General features: G+C 68.5%; 19 protein-coding genes. 4 read left to right on the top strand and 15 right to left on the bottom strand.

Annotation, left to right across the window (positions count from 1 at the left end; all coding sequences use genetic code 11):
• Positions 1 to 29 precede the first annotated feature (29 nt).
• A complete protein-coding gene (locus ACEN2M_RS03410; RefSeq protein WP_441646723.1) occupies positions 30 to 2762 on the top strand; it encodes a cation-translocating P-type ATPase in 2733 nt (910 codons plus the stop codon).
• 12 nt (positions 2763 to 2774) lie between these two features.
• On the opposite strand, the gene ACEN2M_RS03405 is transcribed toward ACEN2M_RS03410, so the two are convergent.
• Entirely contained in the window at positions 2775 to 3281 is a 507-nt protein-coding gene (locus tag ACEN2M_RS03405; RefSeq protein WP_441646722.1) for a hypothetical protein, read from the bottom strand.
• Positions 3259 to 4368: a DUF998 domain-containing protein gene (locus ACEN2M_RS03400; RefSeq protein WP_441646721.1), complete on the bottom strand. Its 1110-nt coding sequence runs from the start codon at positions 4366 to 4368 to the stop codon at positions 3259 to 3261. The genes ACEN2M_RS03405 and ACEN2M_RS03400 overlap by 23 nt, the downstream gene beginning before the upstream one ends.
• A 249-nt stretch (positions 4369 to 4617) precedes the next feature.
• On the opposite strand from ACEN2M_RS03400, the gene ACEN2M_RS03395 reads away from it, so the two are divergent.
• Positions 4618 to 6027, top strand: coding sequence for an ATP-binding protein (locus ACEN2M_RS03395; protein WP_441646720.1), 1410 nt, complete (start codon positions 4618 to 4620; stop codon positions 6025 to 6027).
• Positions 6028 to 6048: 21 nt separating this feature from the next.
• Here the strand turns inward: ACEN2M_RS03395 and ACEN2M_RS03390 are convergent, their stop codons facing one another.
• Positions 6049 to 6756 carry a DNA alkylation repair protein gene (locus ACEN2M_RS03390; RefSeq protein ID WP_441646719.1) on the bottom strand — a complete coding sequence of 236 codons (708 nt, stop codon included), beginning with the start codon at positions 6754 to 6756 and terminating at the stop codon, positions 6049 to 6051.
• 48 nt (positions 6757 to 6804) lie between these two features.
• Entirely contained in the window at positions 6805 to 7410 is a 606-nt protein-coding gene (locus ACEN2M_RS03385; protein WP_441646718.1) for a J-domain-containing protein, read from the bottom strand.
• Positions 7411 to 7565: 155 nt separating this feature from the next.
• Here ACEN2M_RS03385 and ACEN2M_RS03380 point away from each other — a divergent pair, with 155 nt between their 5' ends.
• Both ACEN2M_RS03380 and ACEN2M_RS03375 read left to right on the top strand, forming a co-directional pair.
• Positions 7566 to 8507: an NAD(P)-dependent alcohol dehydrogenase gene (locus ACEN2M_RS03380; RefSeq protein WP_441646717.1), complete on the top strand. Its 942-nt coding sequence runs from the start codon at positions 7566 to 7568 to the stop codon at positions 8505 to 8507.
• Positions 8508 to 8516: 9 nt separating this feature from the next.
• The gene (locus tag ACEN2M_RS03375) at positions 8517 to 9176 is read left to right on the top strand and encodes an alpha/beta hydrolase family protein (protein ID WP_441646716.1); all 660 of its coding nucleotides are present in this window, start codon (positions 8517 to 8519) and stop codon (positions 9174 to 9176) included.
• A 9-nt stretch (positions 9177 to 9185) separates the two neighbouring features.
• Here ACEN2M_RS03375 and arfB read toward each other — a convergent pair whose 3' ends face one another.
• From arfB to ACEN2M_RS03320, 11 genes are all read right to left on the bottom strand, one after another.
• Positions 9186 to 9608 carry an alternative ribosome rescue aminoacyl-tRNA hydrolase ArfB gene (gene arfB / locus ACEN2M_RS03370; RefSeq protein ID WP_441646715.1) on the bottom strand — a complete coding sequence of 141 codons (423 nt, stop codon included), beginning with the start codon at positions 9606 to 9608 and terminating at the stop codon, positions 9186 to 9188.
• A 54-nt stretch (positions 9609 to 9662) separates the two neighbouring features.
• Positions 9663 to 10430: an SCO1664 family protein gene (locus ACEN2M_RS03365; protein WP_441646714.1), complete on the bottom strand. Its 768-nt coding sequence runs from the start codon at positions 10428 to 10430 to the stop codon at positions 9663 to 9665.
• A 2-nt stretch (positions 10431 to 10432) separates the two neighbouring features.
• Entirely contained in the window at positions 10433 to 10975 is a 543-nt protein-coding gene (locus tag ACEN2M_RS03360) for a DUF3090 domain-containing protein (protein ID WP_441646713.1), read from the bottom strand.
• A gap of 9 nt (positions 10976 to 10984) precedes the next feature.
• Positions 10985 to 11692: a histidine phosphatase family protein gene (locus ACEN2M_RS03355; RefSeq protein ID WP_441646712.1), complete on the bottom strand. Its 708-nt coding sequence runs from the start codon at positions 11690 to 11692 to the stop codon at positions 10985 to 10987.
• Positions 11693 to 11701: 9 nt separating this feature from the next.
• Complete coding sequence (locus ACEN2M_RS03350; protein WP_441646711.1) at positions 11702 to 12151, bottom strand: hypothetical protein; 450 nt, start codon at positions 12149 to 12151, stop codon at positions 11702 to 11704.
• A 197-nt stretch (positions 12152 to 12348) separates the two neighbouring features.
• The gene (locus ACEN2M_RS03345; protein ID WP_441646710.1) at positions 12349 to 12558 is read right to left on the bottom strand and encodes a DUF559 domain-containing protein; all 210 of its coding nucleotides are present in this window, start codon (positions 12556 to 12558) and stop codon (positions 12349 to 12351) included.
• A 173-nt stretch (positions 12559 to 12731) separates the two neighbouring features.
• On the bottom strand, positions 12732 to 14996 hold the full coding sequence (locus ACEN2M_RS03340; protein ID WP_441646709.1) for a glycoside hydrolase family 3 N-terminal domain-containing protein: 2265 nt from the start codon (positions 14994 to 14996) through the stop codon (positions 12732 to 12734).
• Positions 14997 to 15029: 33 nt separating this feature from the next.
• Complete coding sequence (locus tag ACEN2M_RS03335; RefSeq protein WP_441646708.1) at positions 15030 to 16055, bottom strand: ABC transporter permease; 1026 nt, start codon at positions 16053 to 16055, stop codon at positions 15030 to 15032.
• Positions 16056 to 16057: 2 nt separating this feature from the next.
• Positions 16058 to 17041, bottom strand: coding sequence for an ABC transporter permease (locus tag ACEN2M_RS03330; RefSeq protein WP_441646707.1), 984 nt, complete (start codon positions 17039 to 17041; stop codon positions 16058 to 16060).
• On the bottom strand, positions 17038 to 17847 hold the full coding sequence (locus ACEN2M_RS03325; protein ID WP_441646706.1) for an ABC transporter ATP-binding protein: 810 nt from the start codon (positions 17845 to 17847) through the stop codon (positions 17038 to 17040). The genes ACEN2M_RS03330 and ACEN2M_RS03325 overlap by 4 nt, the downstream gene beginning before the upstream one ends.
• Positions 17847 to 18731, bottom strand: a complete 885-nt coding sequence (locus ACEN2M_RS03320; protein WP_441646705.1) for an ABC transporter ATP-binding protein — start codon at positions 18729 to 18731, stop codon at positions 17847 to 17849. The genes ACEN2M_RS03325 and ACEN2M_RS03320 overlap by 1 nt, the downstream gene beginning before the upstream one ends.
• Between the last annotated feature and the right edge of the window lie 10 nt (positions 18732 to 18741).

Raw genomic sequence — 18741 nt, 5'->3', positions numbered from 1 at the left:
CAGGCCACGCTCTGGTTAAGGAGGACCCCATGACCGACAGTTCCCGAACAGCCGCGGCGACGGCCCCCGCTGACACGGCCTGGCACGCCCTGCCCGCCGGGGAGGCAGCGACCCGGTTGGGCGTGCGCCCGGCCGAGGGGCTGAGCGACGCCGAGGCTCGGCAACGGTTGCAGCAGTACGGCCCGAACATTCTGGCCGAGTTGAAGGCGGAGCCCACCTGGAAACGGTTCGTCAAGCACTACCGGGACTACATGCAGATCGTGCTCGTCGTCGCGGCCGGGGTGAGCCTGCTGATCGGCGAGTACGGCACAGCCATCGGGCTCTTCCTGCTCACCCTGTTCAATGCCTGGTTGGGCTACCACCAGGAGAGCAAGGCCGAGCAGGCCGCGGCCTCGCTGGGCAGCATGATGCGGTCCGTGGCCAAGGTGCGCCGCGACGGCGGCATCCTCGAAGTGCCCGCCGACGAGATCGTGCCAGGTGACATCGTGGTGGTGGATGCCGGTGACCGGGTGCCCGCGGACGGCCGGGTGCTCGTCGCGGCGACCCTGCAGGTCGAGGAGGGCGCTCTCACCGGTGAGAGCGTGGCGGTGGAGAAGAACGCGGAGATCATCAACCGGCCCGACGTGCCGCTCGGCGACCGCGTCAACCTGGTCTTCATGAACACCAACGTCACCCGGGGGCACGGTGAGATTGTGGTGACCACCACGGGCATGGGATCCGAGGTGGGTCACATCGCCAATCTCTTGGCGGAGCAGAAGGTGGTGAAGACCCCGCTCACCCGTCAGGTCGACCGGCTGACGCTGTTCATCATCTTCGCTGCCCTGTTCGCGTTCCTGGTGATCGTGGTGCTGGGCCTGATCCAGGGCGAATCGTTCACGGTGCTGTTCGGCATCGGCGTGGCGCTCGCCGTGGGCTCGATCCCCGACGCACTGCCCGCCGTGGTCACCACCATCCTGTCGGTGGGGTCGGTGAACATGGCCAAGAAGAACGCCATCATGAAGGTGCTGCCCGCCGTGGAGACCCTGGGGTCCACCTCCGCAATCAACTCCGACAAGACCGGCACCCTCACCCTCAACCAGATGACCGTGCGCGAGATCACCACCGTGCAGCACCACTACACAGTGACCGGGGAGGGCTATAGCTTCGACGGCCAGGTCAACCGCACCAGCGGAGAAGCGGAAATCGACCTCGACTACGTGATGTTCTCCTGCGCGCTGTGCAACGACTCCGACATCCAGAACGGCGAGGTGGTCGGTGACCCCACCGAGGCGGCCCTGTACGTGCTCGCGCAGAAGGGCGGCGTCGACGTGCGGGAGTTCCGCCGGAACAACCCGCGGGTCGCATCGGTGCCGTTCGACTCCGACTACAAGTTCATGGCCACCTTCCACCGCATGCCAGGCGCCGATGGGAACGCCGTCATCCGGGCCTACGTGAAGGGAGCGCCCGACGTACTCCTGGGGCGTTCGTCATCCGGCCGGATGCCCGGCGGTCGCGCCGCACCGCTCACGGAGGAGGACCGCGGCAAGGTCCTCGCCGAGAACACCCGCATCGCCGGGCAGGGCCGGCGGGTGCTGGCGCTGGCGCAACGGGAGTTCGACCCCGACACCTTCGACCCGGCCGGCGACCTGATGGCCCTGATGCAGAACCTCGAACTGTGCGCGCTGATCGGCGAGGTCGACCCGCCGCGCGCCGAAGCGGTTGTCGCGATCGCCGAGGCCCAGCGGGCCGGCATCCGGGTGCGGATGATCACCGGTGACCACGCCGTCACCGCCGCGGCCATCGCCGACGAACTGGGCATCCCCGGCCGGGCGGTGACCGGCACCGAATTCGCGGCCATGACCGACGCGGAGGCCGACAGCCAGGTGGACACCATCGGTGTGATCGCCCGGGTGGCGCCGGAGCACAAGGTGCGGTTGGTGGAGGTGCTCAAGCGCCGGGGCAACATCGTGGCCATGACCGGCGACGGGGTGAACGACGCGCCCGCCATCGCCGCGGCCGACATCGGCATCGCCATGGGCATCACCGGAACCGACGTGGCCAAGGGGGCGGCGAAGATGATCCTCGCCGACGACAACTTCGCCACCATCGTCTCCGCGGTGGAGCAGGGCCGGCTGGTGTACGACAACCTGCAGAAGTTCATCCGCATTCAGGTCGCCAACCTGTACATGTTCATTCTCGCGTTCATCGGCTCGTCGGTGTTCGCGATCGCCGGCACCGCGCTGCTCAGCCCGGCCCAGGTGCTCTGGATCCACATGGCGATCGTCGCGCCCATCGGAGCCGTCATGGGGCTGGACCTCTCCACCCCCGGCATCATGGACAAGAAACCGCGCCCGTTCAACCAGCCGATCATCGTGCGCTCGATGATGGTGCGGCTGCTCATCACCGGTCTGTACATGGCCGCGGCGACCCTGGTCCTGGTGCAGATCGGCAAGACCAGCTACGAGAACCTCATCGTCGGCCAGACCATGGCCATTGTGGGCCTGGGCCTGATGAATATCAGTGTGGCGCTCGACCTGCGCTACCCCACCCAGAGCGCCTTCGGGGCCTCCACCGTATCGAACCCCAAGCTGCTCTGGGCGTTCGCCTGGGCGGTGGTGGGTTCGATGCTGATCACCCAGCTTCGGGTGCTCCAGGACCTGTTCGGCACCGTGACGCTCACCGGCATGCAGTGGGCCATCTGCCTGGCGCCGGCCGTGCTGCTGCTGCTGCTCAGTGAGCTGGTCAAAGTAGTGCTCAGGGCCCGGCGGCGCACCGACTCGTAGGCGCACCGGGTCTTAGTGCACCACCACCTTCAGCAGAATCATGGCGACCCCCAGCCCCGCGGTGCCCACGCAGCCGAGGATCCGGATCGGCCACGGGCTGCCCCGCAGGGCGAATGCGCTATAGCCGAGTGCGCCGAGAATGACCACACCGAGCCACAGGGCGATCCACACCGCCACGTCGTCGGGAACCGCCCGCAACGCCCCGAGCAACAGCACGATCGACGGCGGCACCGCAGAGGTGAGGAACCCCAGAGAATGCCGGAGGGAGAGCCGCACGGCGGTGCCCATGCTCGGATCCTCGGTCTTGTTGACGCCGTACTCCACCAAAGCGCCGGCGTAGACGTGCGCAGCCCAGAACACGATCACAGTGCCGATCACGCCGAGGAACGTCTGCCAGGACGTGGCCCCGTAGCCGCCGGCGACCACGATCATGCCGCTCACCAGGATCGTGCCGTAGACCGACGCCTCGGTTACGAAGCCGCCGAGGAACGGACGGCTAACCGTGTGGGACTGCACCATCAGCGCGGACTCCCTTCTCGCCGGGCAGCATCGTGCCGGTGTGACGGAGGAACACGATGAGCCAGCTGAAGATCAGCAGGAAGGCCACCAGTTCGACGGCGGTGAGGGTGTAATATCCGGTCACGAACCAGAGGGCGAGCACGACGATGATGCCCACGTAGACGTAGCCCAGATAGAGGAAGACGCGCGGGATGGCTGGAATCCACGACCGCAGGCAGAGGACCACGGTGATGAACACCACGAGCATCCCGGTGGCGGAGACATTGTGAGCCACCCTGTTCTGATCCAGCGGGAACAGTCCCACGCAGGCCAACAACACGCCGAGCAGTACCAGCGCCCCTCGAACGAGCGCGCGGCCCCGGACCTCTGCTCGCGTGTCGGCCGGGAGAGCCGCGGTCGCGTAGTGGGCCAATGTGGTGACGATGACCCCCGCGATCAGGACTGTGAGGTTGAAGGCCAACGCCGAGATGTCGTCGGAGATACCGAGGGTGCTGAGGTTCTCTTGCCACCACAGTGGATCGCTGGCAGTCAGCATGCTCGCAAAAGTGCCCACCACCACGAACACGGCCAGGAGCACAGACATCAGGATCGGTGTCAGGCCGACGGCGGACAGGAAGACGCTGTACGCGGTGAGCGCGACGGCGACCGCTGCGAGCAGTATCGCGGGCACGGAGAAGACGACGGCGCCGATGAAACTGCGGCTCAGCAGCCCCGCACCGGCGAGCCAGGCCAACAGTGCGATCACCCCGTGCGCCAGCGCCAGCGCACCGATGTCGTACCACTGCAGGAGCGCGCCGGACTTTGACGGCCCGGGGTCCAGGAGGGTTCCCGCGGCCCGGCTGGCTTGCATGACCACCCGGGTCGCGATGAAGATCAGGACCGCTGTGACGGCGCCCGCCAGGGCCACGAACTGCCCGATCGATCCGGGGCCCGCGATCGGCACGTCCTGACCCCGGAAGGTGAGCGCCGCCGCTGACCCGCCCGCGAAGAAGACGGCCGCGGCCACCAGCAGCGCGGCTGATTCTCGCGACTCGGCGTTGGCGACCGGGTGCCGGAGTAACCAGCTGATGGGTGCAGGCCGGCTCATCCGATTCTCCTGTCGCTGCGCCATCGGACCGGTGATCGAGGCGGTGGCAGAGACAGTATCTCGTCTGCACCGATCCCGAAACGTGCACGCGTCGGTTCCGGCCAGCGGCAGCTTTGTCGCGGCTGCTCGGCAGGGGCGTCGGCACCGCCGACTCACAGGTCAGGCAACCACCATCCGCCCACGCAGGCGGAACGGCATTACGCTGCCGCTGAAGCCAGCGACGTCACCCCCACCCACGAAGGGCCACCCATGACACATGCAGACACTGCTCCGCCGGAAACCCCTACCGCAGCGTCGATTGACGGCCGGCACTTCCAGTTCGTCGGCGCCACTGAGTCCGTGTACGAACCGGGAGGCCTGGTGGTGCTGGCCTCCCCCGGCCAGGTGCGGCAGCTCGGCCAGGTAGAAAAGGCCAGCTTCACGATCGGCGGTGCCCCGCACGGCTCCGGTCGCATTCTCGGCCTGCTCACCCACGACGGCGGTCACCTCGATGTGAGACGTTCCGTTGCGTTCGGGTCGGCCACGCTCCATCCGGCGGATGCCCGCACGACCGAATTGCTCTACGGTGATGCCACTGGGTCCCTGCCCATCGGCTCGTTCCTGGCGTCTCCGGACACCCCGGCCCGGCTGCTCGCCCACCGTTTCAACCGGCACACCTTCTGGTGCGGGCAGAGCGGATCGGGCAAGACCTACGCCCTGGGCGTGGTGTTGGAGCAGCTGCTGATCCACACAGCCATGCCCATGGTTATCTTTGATCCGAACGCTGATTTTGTGCACATGCGACAGGCGCATCCCGCGGGCGCAACAACGGATGCCCGGCGCGCGTTGGCCGCCAGGGACATCCGTGTGCTGCGCCCGACTTCGCCGAGCCCGGACGCACTCCGGGTTCGATTTCTCGACCTGTCAATGCGGGCGAAGGCTGCCGTCTTTCGCCTCGATCCGCTCGATGATCGTGCCGAGCACAACGAACTGATGCACATCGAGGACACCGTGGGACTGGTCGATCCGACGAAGATCGTCCCTGGTCTTCGGGCACGGGGTACCCCGGAGGCACGGGACCTGGCGGCGCGCACCGAGAACCTTCGAGTGACCGACTGGGACGTCTGGGCGCAGGGCCTAGCCGCTGTCACCGACATCCTGGAGACCCGGCCCGATGCGACCGTCCTCGACCTCGGCGGCTTCGCCAATCCGGAGGAATCGCTGGTCGTGGCCCTGGCGGTGCTCGACGACCTCTGGGCGAAGCGGGAGCAGCGGCGTCCGCTTCTGATCGTGATCGACGAGGCGCACAACTTCTGTTCACCCGACCAGACCAGCCCGTTGCACGTGGCGGTGCGGGAGAGGATCGTGCAGATCGCGGCGGAAGGGCGCAAATTCGGCCTCTGGCTGCTGCTGTCCACCCAGCGGCCGTCCCGGGTGCATCCGAGCATCATGTCGCAGTGCGACAACCTGGCGCTCATGAAAATGACGTCGCCGACGGACCTGGACGAACTCGCCACGATCTTCGGCTTTGTGCCGCCGGCGATGCTCGCCCGGGCATCGCGGTTCAAACAGGGCGAGGCCCTCTTCGCCGGCGGTTTCGTGCCAGCGCCCACCGTGGTCACCATGGGTCCACGGCTCACCCGAGAAGGTGGGGCCGACGTGGAGGTGCCGCTGCGGTAGGGGTGAGGATCGCTCGTGGGCTCAGCGGTGGCGTGCCGCGGCCAGGTAACCGGCCCGAACCGGCCTAACGAGCTTCTCGGTGGCGGCACGCAGCGCCGCCCTGGCCAGCACCGTGGCGTTCTCGTCGAGGAAGCCGATGAGGGCGTCGCGGTCGACGTCGCCGAGGTAGCGCAGCATCCAACCGGTGGCCTTCTGCACAAGCTCGTGCTCGTCGTCACCGAGCAGCGCCGCCAACCGCAGGGTGTCGGTGATGTCACCCCGGTGGAGGAACGCTGCCGTCGCGACCATGGCGGTGCGGCGCTCCGGCCAGAACGACGACGACGCGAGGGTGTAGAGCGGGTCACGTGGTTTATCGACGAGCCAACCGCCGACCACCTGGGCGGCGCCGAGGTCCACCAGGTCCCAGGTGTCGATCCGGTCGTGTCGTCGCAGGTACAGGTCGTAGAGTTCCTCGCGCCGACCGATGCCGGCCGCCCGGTGCGTCGCCGATTTGCCCATGATCGAGCAGGCACCCGCCCGCACCTCGTGGATCGGGCTGTCCAGCAGGGTTTCAAGGCTCGGCACCGGCATGGCGAGCGCCCGGCCGGCGAGGGCGAACAGGTCGCCCATCCGCACACCGATAAACGAGTCGTCGTTCGGGAAGTACCGGGTGTACTTCTGCCGTTGCTCCGGGGTGGCCAGGACCTCCAGGCCGGCCTGGAAGTCCGCGGCGTTGCTCTCCGCCGTCATCGGGCCGCATCCGTCATGCAGCCAGGATGCCACCGGTGCCGGCCGGCCTCAACGCTCGCGCTTGGCGCGTCGGCGCTCCCGCCAGGTCATCGCGGCGAGTGCGTCGGCTGCACGTTGCCTGGCCGCTTCCCGTTCGATTCGTTCTGCCTCCCGGCGTTCCTTCCACCGGAGGACCTCCGCGCCGACATCACGCAGCGCCGTCACGACGGGCGGTCCGCCGCGCAGCTGCCGGCGGGCCTCGATCACCCGGCGATTGAAGTCGTCGAGGATCTCACGCACCTGTTTTTCCACGGTCACGGCGTCGAGGCGGGCATCGAGCCCGGCGTCTTCGGCGCGCAGGGTGAGGGCGGGCGGGCCCAGGCCGGTGATCTGCTCCCGCTCGATCTTCTGCCGGATCCACCAGTCCGGGTCGTACGGGGCGTTGAGCCCGGGGATCGGCTTGCCCGTGCCGGGCAGGTTGTCGAAGTCGTCGCGCCGCATCGCCTGCTGGATCGAGATCTCCACGTACTGGGCGCGGGCATCCATCATGGCCTGGCCGGCCTCGTTCGTTTCTACCTCGGCGGCCTCGGGGCGGTCGGCCGCAGGCGTCTCCCGGTTGATCTTGTAGCGCGCCACGTTGAGCGGCGTGTCGCTGGGCTCGCGCTTTCCTGCCATGCATCCAGCCTAGGTTCACCCGGCCGGCAAGCTGAAGACCTGCCGGGCAGAAAGCCCAGGCGGGTGGGCGTCCCTGCGACACCGGCTCCGCGTACACTGACCGGCATGTCCTGTAGCCGGCACCTCGTGCGCGAACGCCGACCACGGTGAAGGCCGTGGTCTACGACCGGTACGGGCCGCCGGACGTGCTCAGGGTCGAGGAGATACCGAAGCCATCGCCGGGCGCGAACCAGGTGCTGATCGAGGTCGCGGCTACCTCGCTGAACCTGTCCGATTGGGAGGGGCTGACCGGATCCCCCGGGTACGCCCGGATCGGCGGGCTGCGTGCCCCGCGGCGCCGGGTGCTGGGCTCCGACATCGCCGGGCGGGTCGCCGGCGTCGGCCCCGGCGTCACCCGGTTTCGTGTGGATGATGAGGTGTACGGCGACAACATGGGCCTCCTGGGCGGGTTCGCCGAGTACGCGGTGGCATCGGTGGCCGCTCTCGCCCACAAACCCGCCGGGTTGACCTTCGCCCAGGCGTCGACGCTGCCCCAGGCCGGCGCGATCGCGCTGCAGGGCACCGCTCGCGCTCGCCGCGGGCAACGTGTGCTCATCAACGGGGCCGGCGGCGGGTCGGGGTCGTTCGCGATTCAGCTCGCCAAACTCTCCGGGGCGCACGTGACCGCCGTGGACAACGCGAGAAAGCTCGAGTTCATGCGCGCGGTCGGCGCCGACGCTGTCGTCGACTACACCACGTCGGACTTCACCCGGCTCGAACCGTTCGACCTGATCCTCGACCTCGTGGCGCACCGGTCGGTGTCCGCCTACCGGCGGGCGCTGGCCCGCGGTGGCCGCTACCTCTGTGTCGGCGGCACCGTGCGCAGCGTGCTGCGGGTCGTCACCGTCGGTGCGGCGCTCGGGCTGGTCACCGGGCGCCGGTTGGGGCTGCTCATCGCGAGGGAGGGTCCGGCGTACTTCGAGCCCGTCGCCGAGCGGTGCGTCACCGGCGAACTGAGCATCCACATCGACCGCACCTTTCCGCTTGACCAGGTGGCGCAGGCGCTGCGCTACCTCGGCGAGGGACGCGCGCTCGGCAAGGTTGTCATCACCGGCTAGGGAGGTCGTATGCAGCAGACCATTCGCATCGGGGTCGAAGACGGCACGGTGTCCGGCGGGTTCACCGGCCCGGCCGACGCGGTCGCCACGCTCGTGGTGGCACCGGGCGCGGGGTCGAGCTTCGACCATCCGTTCCTCGTCGGGTTCAGCGCTGCTCTGAACGACTCGGGAGTGGCGACCCTGCGCTTCAACTTTCCGTACCGGGAGGCCGGCCGACGGCTCCCGGACCGGGCGCCACGGGCGATCAACACCTGGCGGTCGGCCATGGCGGCGGCGGCCGATCTGACGCCGGGCCTGCCCGTGTGGGCGGGCGGCAAGTCCTTCGGTGCGCGGATGGCCTCCATGGCGGTGGCAGCGGGGATGCCGGCAGCGGGCCTGGTCTTTCTCGGCTACCCGTTGCATCCGCCCGGCAAGCCCGACAAGATGCGCGACGAGCACCTCTACGGAATCGACCTGCCGATGCTGTTCGTGCAGGGAACGGGTGACCCGTTCGGCAGCCCGGACGAACTCACCACCGTCACGCACCGACTCGGCGCCGCGACGAGGCTCCGGTTGATCGACGGCGCAAACCACTCGTTCGAAGTCCGGGGAGCCAGACGCCCACCGGCCGACCTGGGCGCGGCGCTGGCTCCGATCGTCGCCGAGTTCATGCGCGCCCCCGTGGCGTAGCCGCCGGCGTCAGTCGGCGGATGGCCGCTGACGTTGCGCCTTCGTCGCCGAGCGCTGCTGCTTGGCGGCGAGGTGCCGGCGGCCGGAGCCCTTGGTGGGTTTGGTCGCCCGGCGGCGCGGACCATCGGGGGCGAGACCCTCAGCAACGAGCTCGGCGAGTTTCGCCAGGGCAATCTCACGATTGCGCAGCTGCGAGCGCTGTTCGGAGGCGGCCATGGTGACCGTCCCGTTGACCAGGCGTCGGTCGAGGCGGGTGAGCAGCAGCATCCGCTGGTCGTCGGAGAGCACCGCGGATTCGGCGACGTTCCAGGACACCTGCACCCGGCTGTCCGACGTGTTCACGTGTTGGCCGCCGGGGCCGGACGACCGGGAGAACTTCCAGCCGAGCTCCGTCGCCGGAATCGTGAGCGCGGGTGATACCTCAAGGTCCATGCCTCTAGGGTCCCACGGTCTGGTCGGCGCCGGGGCTCCTCCCCTGCGGCGCCGTCAGAACAGCGGCCAGGGCACCGCGGGCATCTCCCCTGCCGGGGCGGGAAACCGTGCGTCGGTGCGGAGCCGGTCGCAGCGCATGGCCAGGGCCGCCAGTTCGGCCGGGGTGAGCAGCCCGGCGAGAGCGTCGCCGAGTTCACCCGCCAGCTGCTCGCTGACCCGGTCGATGCCGGCCAGTTCGTCAGCGGTCAGGTCGTCGTCGAGCCAACCCCAGAGCACGGTGCGGAGTTTGTGCTCGGTGTGGAAGGTGAGGCCGTGGTCGACGCCGTGCCGGTGCCCGCCGGGCATGGCGAGAATGTGGTCGCCCTTGCGGTCGGCGTTGTTCACGATGACGTCGAACACGGCCATCCGGCGCAGCGCCGCCGAGTCCTCGTGGATGAGCGCCACCACCCGATCATTTTCGTCCCGGCCCTCGAGCACCTGCCGCCAGCCCGACTCGGGCACGCTGTCGGCCGGCACCAGGTCCACGGCGTCCTGCTCGGGGTCCACGTCTTGCCACAGCTGCACCATGCCGTGGCCCATCGGGCCGTCGCGCAGCCAGGTGCGTGGCACGATGTTCCAGCCGAACGACTCCGACACCAGGTACGCCGCGGCTTCACGCCCGGCCAGGTTGCCGTCGGGGAAGTCCCAGAGCGGGCTTTCCCCCGCGATGGGTTTGTAGACCACCGCGACACCGTCGATCTCACCGAGGAAGGTGGCGTTGGAGGCCGTCGTGATCCGCCCGGTGAGCTCGAGGTGCCCGGCGACGAGGTCGACTGCCGGCACGATCAGATCTCGGAGAGGAGGCAGGTGTGCCCGTCCGGGTCGATCGGCTCACCGCAGAGCGGGCACATCGGCCGGCCGGCGCCCACCACCTCACGGGTGCGCTTGGCAAACGCCCGGGCGGTGCCCACCGGCATCCGCACGACCAGGCTTTCGCTCGGCTCGAGCGCCTCCGGGTCGACGTCTGCGTTCTCGTCGTCGTACCAATACGCCTCCATCACCACCTGCACGGTGGAGGGGTCCCAGCCCAGGCTCATGGCCGCGGTGCGGAATTCCGCCTCGACGGGCTGGTCGAGCGGGTCGTTGTCGACGAGCTCGATCGGCGTGGTGGCGGGGATACTGAACGGGTTGCCCTCGTAGGCGCTCAGCTGGTCGAGGATCTCGTCGATCTTCTCGGCCAGCAGCGCCGACTGCTGCTTCTCCAGCGCGATACTGACGATCCGCGCTCCGGCGCGTACCTGCAGGTAGAACGTGCGGGAACCGGGCAGACCGACGGTTCCGATGACGACCCGATCCGGCCAGGCGAACTCATGGACGATTGTAGGCATGGAGGTATTTTAGGCGCGGGATGCGTTGGGCGCCGGATGACCGGCTCCACCGCCGACCGGCGCGTCGGCCGGAGCGTTGCCCAGGGCGAGCCAGGAGAGGTCGCCTGCGTCGGTGTTGGTGGCGTGCACGGTCGGCCGGGTGCTGCCGTAGCGCACGATCGACACGGATGCCGGGCCCACGTTGATGCGCTGGAACAGGTCCAGGTGCATGCCGAGCGCGTCGGCGAGGATCGACTTGATGATGTCGCCGTGGCTCACCGCCACCCACACCGCATTGTGACCGTGCGTCGCTTCGAAGGCCGCGTCGTGCCGGCGGATCGCGGCGACCGACCTGGCCTGCATCGCGGCCATCGCCTCGCCGTTCGGGAAGGTGACGGCGGACGGCTGTGTCTGCACGACCGACCACAGCTTCTCCTGCGACAGCTCCGTGAGGGTGCGGCCCTGCCAGTCGCCGTAGTCGCATTCCGAGAGCTCGTCCTCGATCGGCGTCGGCACGGTGCCGGCCTGGAGGTCGATGATCTGCTGCGCGGTTTCACGGCAGCGCTCCAGCGGGCTGGACACCACCCCGACCAGCGGCACCGCGGCGAGCCGCCGGCCTGTGACAGCGGCCTGGTCACGGCCGATCTGGTCGAGCAGAACGCCGGCGGTGCGCCCGGCCAGCAGGCCGGTCGCGTTGGCGGTGGTGCGACCGTGCCGCACGAGGAGAACTGTGGCCATGGCTACAGCCTAGACAGCGGGCGGTGTGGGCGGGGTGGGCACGGCGCCCGGCCAGCCGCCGAGGTACTCCGCCGGATTCAGGTGCACGCTGAACAGGCGCGGGAACGCGGTCTGGTCGACTCCGGCGATGGTGTTCGCCTCGTCCTGCAGATCTAGCAGGGTGCCGCCGTTCACCACTTTCACGCTGATCTGGTTGGGCTCATCGGGCAGCTCGGTTGCCCAACCGACCCGCAACACGTAGTCCAGCACGCCTTCGGCGAGGATCGACGCGTCATCATCGATGTAGACCTCGACGACGGCTTCCGTGCTCAGTCCGGAAATGTGCGACCCCACCTCGGAAAGCTTGAGTCCCGGCACGGCGTTGAGCAGCTCCGCGGCGGCTTCGCGGCTGATGCCGGGCTCCGCCGGCGGCTCGGACGCCTGGGGCCTAGCCGCGGGGAGGACACACGAGGACAACATCGTTGTCACGCCCAACGCCAGGCCGAGTGAGACCAGCGAACGCCGCGTAGCTGTCCTGATAGTGCGCGGGCCACGCGCCCCCGATGTTGCCGTCGACTCCATGCGTTCCCCCGTATGTTGGCTCCCAGCCTACCGAGGCTCGAGTTTCAGCCGATCCGCCGCAACGGGAAGCGCGTCATAGCCCCGGGCGGTGGCCACTATCTCCTCATGTGCGGCTGGGCGAGGTGAAGACCTTGGGCCATGGCGTGGAGGATCTCCGCCTCGACCCGTGGCCAATCGAACAGGATCTGCCGATAGTCGTAGCGCAGGACCGTGTAGCCCAGCAGGGCGAGCCGCCGATCGTGAGCAATGTCCATGCGCCGTTGCTCGGCCGTGGAGTGGAAGCTGAAGCCATCGGTCTGCACCACCAGCCCGCGGAGCCCCTGTGCACAACAAGCGGCGCCACGGGCCGAGCCCCTCCAGTGTTGGCATAGCCCCCGATCCGGCCTCGGCCGCTAAATAGGTAAAAGTGAGCTAAAAAGGACCAAATCGCGAAAACTGACCTTTTTAGCTCACTATTTCCTTCTCAGCGTGCGACCCGTCAGCCCGTTACCCGGAACTCGGCGCTCAGCAGCGCCTCGGCACGGGAGGAGGAACCCACCAGCAGCGAGAACTCCCCGGCCTCCACCACCCGATCCCCGCGGGCATCCACCAGGCTGCAGTCGGCAACGGGCACCTCGATCTGCACGGTGACCGTCTCCCCCGGGGCAAGCGTCACCTGGGTGAAGGCCTTGAGCTCCTTCTCCGCCCAGCTCACCGAGGTGACCCGGTCGCTCACGTAGGCCTGCACGGTTTCGACCGCGGGCCGGTCCCCGGCGTTCCGCAGGGTGATCTCGGCCCGCACGGTTTCGGCCAGGGTCAGCTCGTCCTGCTGCAGCCGCAGGTCGGAGTAGTCGACTCGGGTGTAGGAGAGGCCCTCGCCGAAGGCGTAGGCGGGGTCCTGGGTCAGGTCCGCGTACCGGTTGCCGTGCTGCCCACGGATCTGGTTGTAGTAGGTGGGCTGCTGGCCCACGTGCCGCGCGAACGAGATCGGCAGCCGGCCGGACGGCTCCACCAGGCCCAGCGCGACCTCGGCGATGGCCCGGCCACCCTGCATCCCGGGGCTGGCGACCCAGATCACCGCGGCGGCGTTCAGACCGGATGCCGGCAGCACCAGCGGCTTGGACGCCATCAGCACCACGATCAGCGGGGTGCCGGTCTCGGCCAGGGCGTCGAGCAGGGCGATCTGCCCGCCCACGAGGTCGAGCGTCGCGGTCGACCGGCCCTCGCCCACGAGTTCCACCCGGTCGCCGACGACGGCGATCACGTAGTCGGCCGAGCGGGCGGCCGCGACCGCCTCGGCGATCAGGTCGGCGTCGGGCTCGCAGGGGATGACCACCTGCGGCCGCGGCTGGCCGTCGGGGAAGAACTCCCCCGCCGGGTCGGGTGCGAGCCGTAGGATGTCGGCGCCCCGGGCCGAGGTGAGCTCCCACTCGGCGGGAAGCAGGTTCCGCAGCCCGCCGAGCACAGTCGTGATCATCTCGCGCGGGTGGCCATCCGGCAGCCAGCCGGCCTGGCCGCTCGACCCGGCCCAGTCGCCCAGCTGAGTCTGGGCGTCGTCGATCAGTGGACCGACCACGGCGACCCTGCGGGCTGCCGCAGAGCCGATGGGCAACGGCAGCACACCGTCGTTCCGCAGCAGCACCACCGATTGGCGCGCGACCTCGAGGTTGAGGTCGGTGTGCGCGGCGTTGCCGATAACGGCCTGCTGCGCCGCCGGGTCGGGCAGCCGGGGGTTCTCGAACAGGCCCAGCTCGAACTTCAGGGTCAGGATGCGGGCGACGGCGGCGTCCAGGTCGGCCTCGGCCAGCAGGCCCAGGTCGATGGCCTCGAGCGCTCCGGCGAAGAAGCCCGGCGTGGTCATCACCATGTCGTTGCCGGCGGCAACGGCGGCCGCGGCGGCGTGGGCGTAGTCGGGTTGCACCTGCTGTTCCCAGACCATCCGGCCCACGTTGTCCCAGTCGGTGATCAGGGTGCCGGTGTACCCCCACTCGCCCCGCAACACGTCGTTCAGCAGCCAGTCGTTCACGGTGATCGGCACCCCGTCGATGGACTGGTAGCCGAGCATGAACGTGCGGCAGCCCTCACGCGCCACCCGTTCGAACGGCGGCAGGAACCAGGAGCGGAGCTTCCGCTGCGAGATGTCGGCCTCGCTGGCGTCGCGGCCGCCCTGGGTCTCCGAGTAGCCGGCGAAGTGCTTGGCGGTGGCCAGGATGGCGGTGGGGTCGCTGAGCCCGTCGCCCTGGTAGCCGCGCACCATCGCGCTGGCCAGCTCCCCGATCAGGAACGGGTCTTCGCCGAACGTTTCACCGACGCGGCCCCAGCGCAGGTCGCGGGCGATGCAGAGCACCGGCGAGAAGGTCCAGTGGATGCCTGTCGACGCGACCTCCACAGCCGTGGCCCTGGCCACCTGCTCGATGAGGTTCGGGTTCCAGGAGGCGGCCATGCCGAGCTGGGTGGGAAAGATCGTGGCGCCGATCCAGAACGAGTGCCCGTGGATGCAGTCCTCCCCCACAATCAGCGGGATCCTCAGCCGGGTCTGGGCGGTGAGCACCTGCGCCTGGATCAGCCGCTCCGGGGAGGCGTGCAGGATCGAGCCGACGTGCTTGGCCCGCACGTGGTCGTCGATGTCGTCCCGGGCATCCAGCTGCATTATCTGCCCCACCTTCTCCTCGACGCTCATGCGAGCGAGGAGGTCGGCGACGCGGTCGCCGATGGGAATGGTCGGGTCGAGGTACGGGACGGACTGGGTGACGACTGCGCTCACGATGAATCTCCTACTGCTTGGTGCCGGCGCGGGTCACGCCTGAATTTGTTGAGGTGCCTGACTGGGATGGCGTGCTGGGGGTGACGGCGCGGGGGCGCACGGCGGTGGCGGTGCCTTCTTGCGCATGGCCCTGGCCCGCTCGCCGGCCGAGCGCAGACGAGGATTAACATACTCGTCGATGCCGAAGTTGATCAGCGACAGGGCCATGCCGAGCAGGGCGATGCAGAGCCCCGCCGGCACGTACCACCACCAGAAGTCCGGGAACGCGCCGTTCTGCTCGGCCCAAAACAGGATCGTGCCCCAGTTCAGGTTGGTGATCGGGATCACGCCGATGAACGCGAGGGTGGTGAGGCCGAGCACCGCCGCGATCACGGTGCCGACGAAGCTCGACGCGATGATGGCCGTGAGGTTGGGCAGCATCTCCACAGCGATGATGCGGTACAGCGGTTCCCCGTTGGCCCGCGCGGCCTGGATGAAGTCCCGGTTGCGCAGCGACATCGTCTGGGCGCGCAGCACCCGTCCGCCCCAGGCCCAACCGGTGATGGCCAGCACCGAGGAGATCAGCAGCAGGCTGGGGTTCTCGTACTGGGAGGCGATGATGATGATCAGCGGTAGACCCGGGATGACCAGGAACACGTTGGTCAGCGCCGAGAGCGATTCGCTGCGCCAGCCGGTGACGTAACCGGCGGTGACCCCGATCGCCACGGCGATGATGGTGGCGATGACGCCGGCGGTGAAGCCGACCACGAGCACCCCGCGGGTGCCGTAGATGATCTGGCTGAGCACGTCTTCACCCATGTGGGTGGTGCCGAGCCAGTGCACCCAGGAGGGTGGCTGGCGGAGCGCCTGGAAGTCCTTGTCGAGTGGGCCGTACGGGGCGATCCAGTCGCCGAAGACGGCGATCAGCACGAAGACACCGAGGATGGCCAGGCCCGCGATGGACTTGCCGTTCTGGAACATCGCGAAGGTTTGGCCGAGCCGGCTCAGCGTGCCGCGCTTGCGAGTGTTCGGCGGGGGCACAGCGGGAACCGCTGCGGCCACGGTGTTGGGGAACGTCATGCTCAGGCCTCCATCTGGCGGGTGCGCGGGTCGAGGATCGCGTAGGCGACGTCGGCGAGGATGTTGGCCACGAGCACGGTCAACGTGATCACGAGGAACAGCCCCTGCATCAGCGGGTAGTCCTTGGCCGTCGTGGCATCCAGGAGCAGCTTGCCGGCGCCCGGGTAGGAGAAGACCAGTTCCATCACCAGGGTGCCGCCCACGATGAAGCCGAGCGACATCGCGAAGCTCGACAGCTGCGGCAGGGAGGCGTTGCGGGCGGCGTAGTTCACGAGCACCCGGGACGGGCGGAGCCCCTTGGCCTGCGCCACGGTGACGTAGTCCTCGTCGAGCACCGTGATCATCATGTTGCGCATGCCCAGGATCCAGCCGCCGAGCGAGCCGATCACCAGCGTCAGCGCGGGCAGGAATCCGTGCTGGATGACCTGGCCGGCGAATTCCAGCGTGAAACTGGGTTGGGTGCCCTTGTCATAGGCGTGCGACGCGGGGAACCAGCCCAGGGTGGTGGAGAAGATCGCGATGGCGATCAGGCCCATCCAGAAGTACGGCACCGTGGAGAAGAAGGTGGCGACGGGCACGATCCCGTCCGCCCGGCTGCCGCGGCGCCAGCCGATGAACGCACCGATCGAGGTGCCGACCACGAACGAGATCACGGTGGCGATGCCGACCAGGCCGACGGTCCACGGGATGGCGGAGCCGATCACATCCGTCACCGGGGCGAGGCCCTTCGAGAACGAGCGGCCCAGGTCGCCCGAGAACAACAGCTGCCAGTAGTCGATGTACTGCTCGAGAAGGCTCTTGTTCGAGTCCAGGCCGAACAGGGTGCGGAGCGAATCGATGGCCTCCGGGCTGATCCGGCCCTGGTTCTTCTGCAGGTACGCCGAGACCGGGTCGCCCTTCATCATGCGGGGCAGGAAGAAGTTGATCGTGATCGCGGCCCAGGCGGTGAAGGCGTAGAACGCGGTGCGGCGCAAGAAGAATCTCACGAGGTGGCTCCTGGAGTGGTCGTGGGTGCCGCGAAGTGCTTCTCCGGGTCGGGAGAGGCATTGCGGAGGGCCTGGGTGTAGTCGTGCTGGGGTCGCAGAATGACGTCGTCGGCCTTGCCGCTCTCCACGACCTTGCCGTGGTGCAGCACCATGATCTCGTCGCTGAAGTGCCGGGCGGTGGCGAGGTCGTGGGTGATGTAGAGCACACCCAGGTTCGCTTCGCGCTGCAGTTCGGCGAGCAGGTTGAGCACCTCGAGCCGAATGGAGACGTCGAGCATCGAGACGGGTTCGTCGGCGATGAGCAGCTTGGGCCGGGAGGCCAGCGCCCGGGCGATGGCGACGCGTTGGCGTTGGCCGCCGGAGAGTTCGTGCGGGCGCCGGTCGATGGTCTGCTCGGGTGAGAGCCGTACCCGGTTGAGCAGCCTGAACACCTCCTCTTCCACCTGGTCGGCGGGCACGACCTTGTCCAGCCGTAGCGGCCGCTCGATGTGGTGGCGGATGGTGTGGGCCGGGTTGAGCGAGGCGAACGGGTCCTGGAACACCATCCGCACGGTCTGACGGTAGCGCCGCAGCGGCCGGCCCCAGGTGGGGATCGGGGTGCCGTCGAGCAGCACGTCGCCGGAGCTGACCCGTTCGAGCTGGGTGAGGATCTTCGCGATGGTGGACTTGCCACTGCCGCTCTGACCGACCAGGGCGATGGTCTGGCCGGACGTGAGGGTGAAGTTGACCTTGTCGAGGGCGAGCAGCTCGCCGGACCCGCGCACCCGGTACTTCTTCGAGACGTCTTTGAACTCGAGGGTGGTCATCATATGCTCCCTGCTTCTGCGGCGACGGCTTCGGCGGCGAGCGCGGTCTCGCCGGGTCGCCGCACGAAACCGCCGCGCTCGCCGGTGAGGCTCGGGAAGGAGGCCAGCAGCCGGCGGGTGTAGTCGTGGGTGGGGTTCTCGTAGAGGTTGCGGGCCGTGTCGATTTCGACGATGCGGCCGTCCCGCATCACGGCGATGCGGTCGGAGATCTCCAGGAGCAACGGAAGGTCGTGGGTGATGAAGATCACCGAGAAGCCGAACTCCGCCCGGAGCTCGGAGATCTGCTCGATGATCTCCCGCTGCACGAGAACGTCCAGCGCGGTGGTGGGTTCGTCCATGATCATCAGCTGGGGTTTGAGGGCCAGGGCCATCGCGATCATCACGCGCTGGCGCATCCCGCCCGACAGCTCGTGGGGATACGACCGCAGCCGGTTGCTGCCCACGCCCACGAGGTCGAGCAGCCGGCCGGATTCCAGCCGCCGTTCGGCCCGTTTCATGGCCGGGCGGTGGGTGGAGAAGACGTCTTGCAGCTGCGCCCCGATGGTGATGATCGGGTTGAGCGCGTTCATCGCGCCCTGGAAGACCATGGAGGCCTTCTCCCACCTGAAGGCGCGCATCTGGAGTTCGTCCATCGTGTTGATGTCGAAGTCCTCGCCGGATTCGTCGTGGAAGACGGCGGAGCCGGAGGTGATCACGGCTGGTGGCTTGAGCAGCCGCTGGATGCCGTAGGCGAGGGTGGTCTTGCCGCAGCCGGATTCGCCGGCGAGTCCGAGGATCTCGCCTCGGCGCACGGTGAGGGATACATCTCGCACGGCCTCCACGGGTGGAGTCACGTCGTACGAAACACTGAACTGGGAGACCGTCAGAAGATCGTCGGTAGTCATGTGGTGTGCG

It is taken from the genome of Cryobacterium sp. W22_MBD10_FK3, from assembly GCF_052113745.1.
Classification (GTDB): domain Bacteria; phylum Actinomycetota; class Actinomycetes; order Actinomycetales; family Microbacteriaceae; genus Cryobacterium.
Note: the sequence above shows the minus strand (reverse complement) of the source record. Positions and strands in the feature narration are given on the sequence as shown.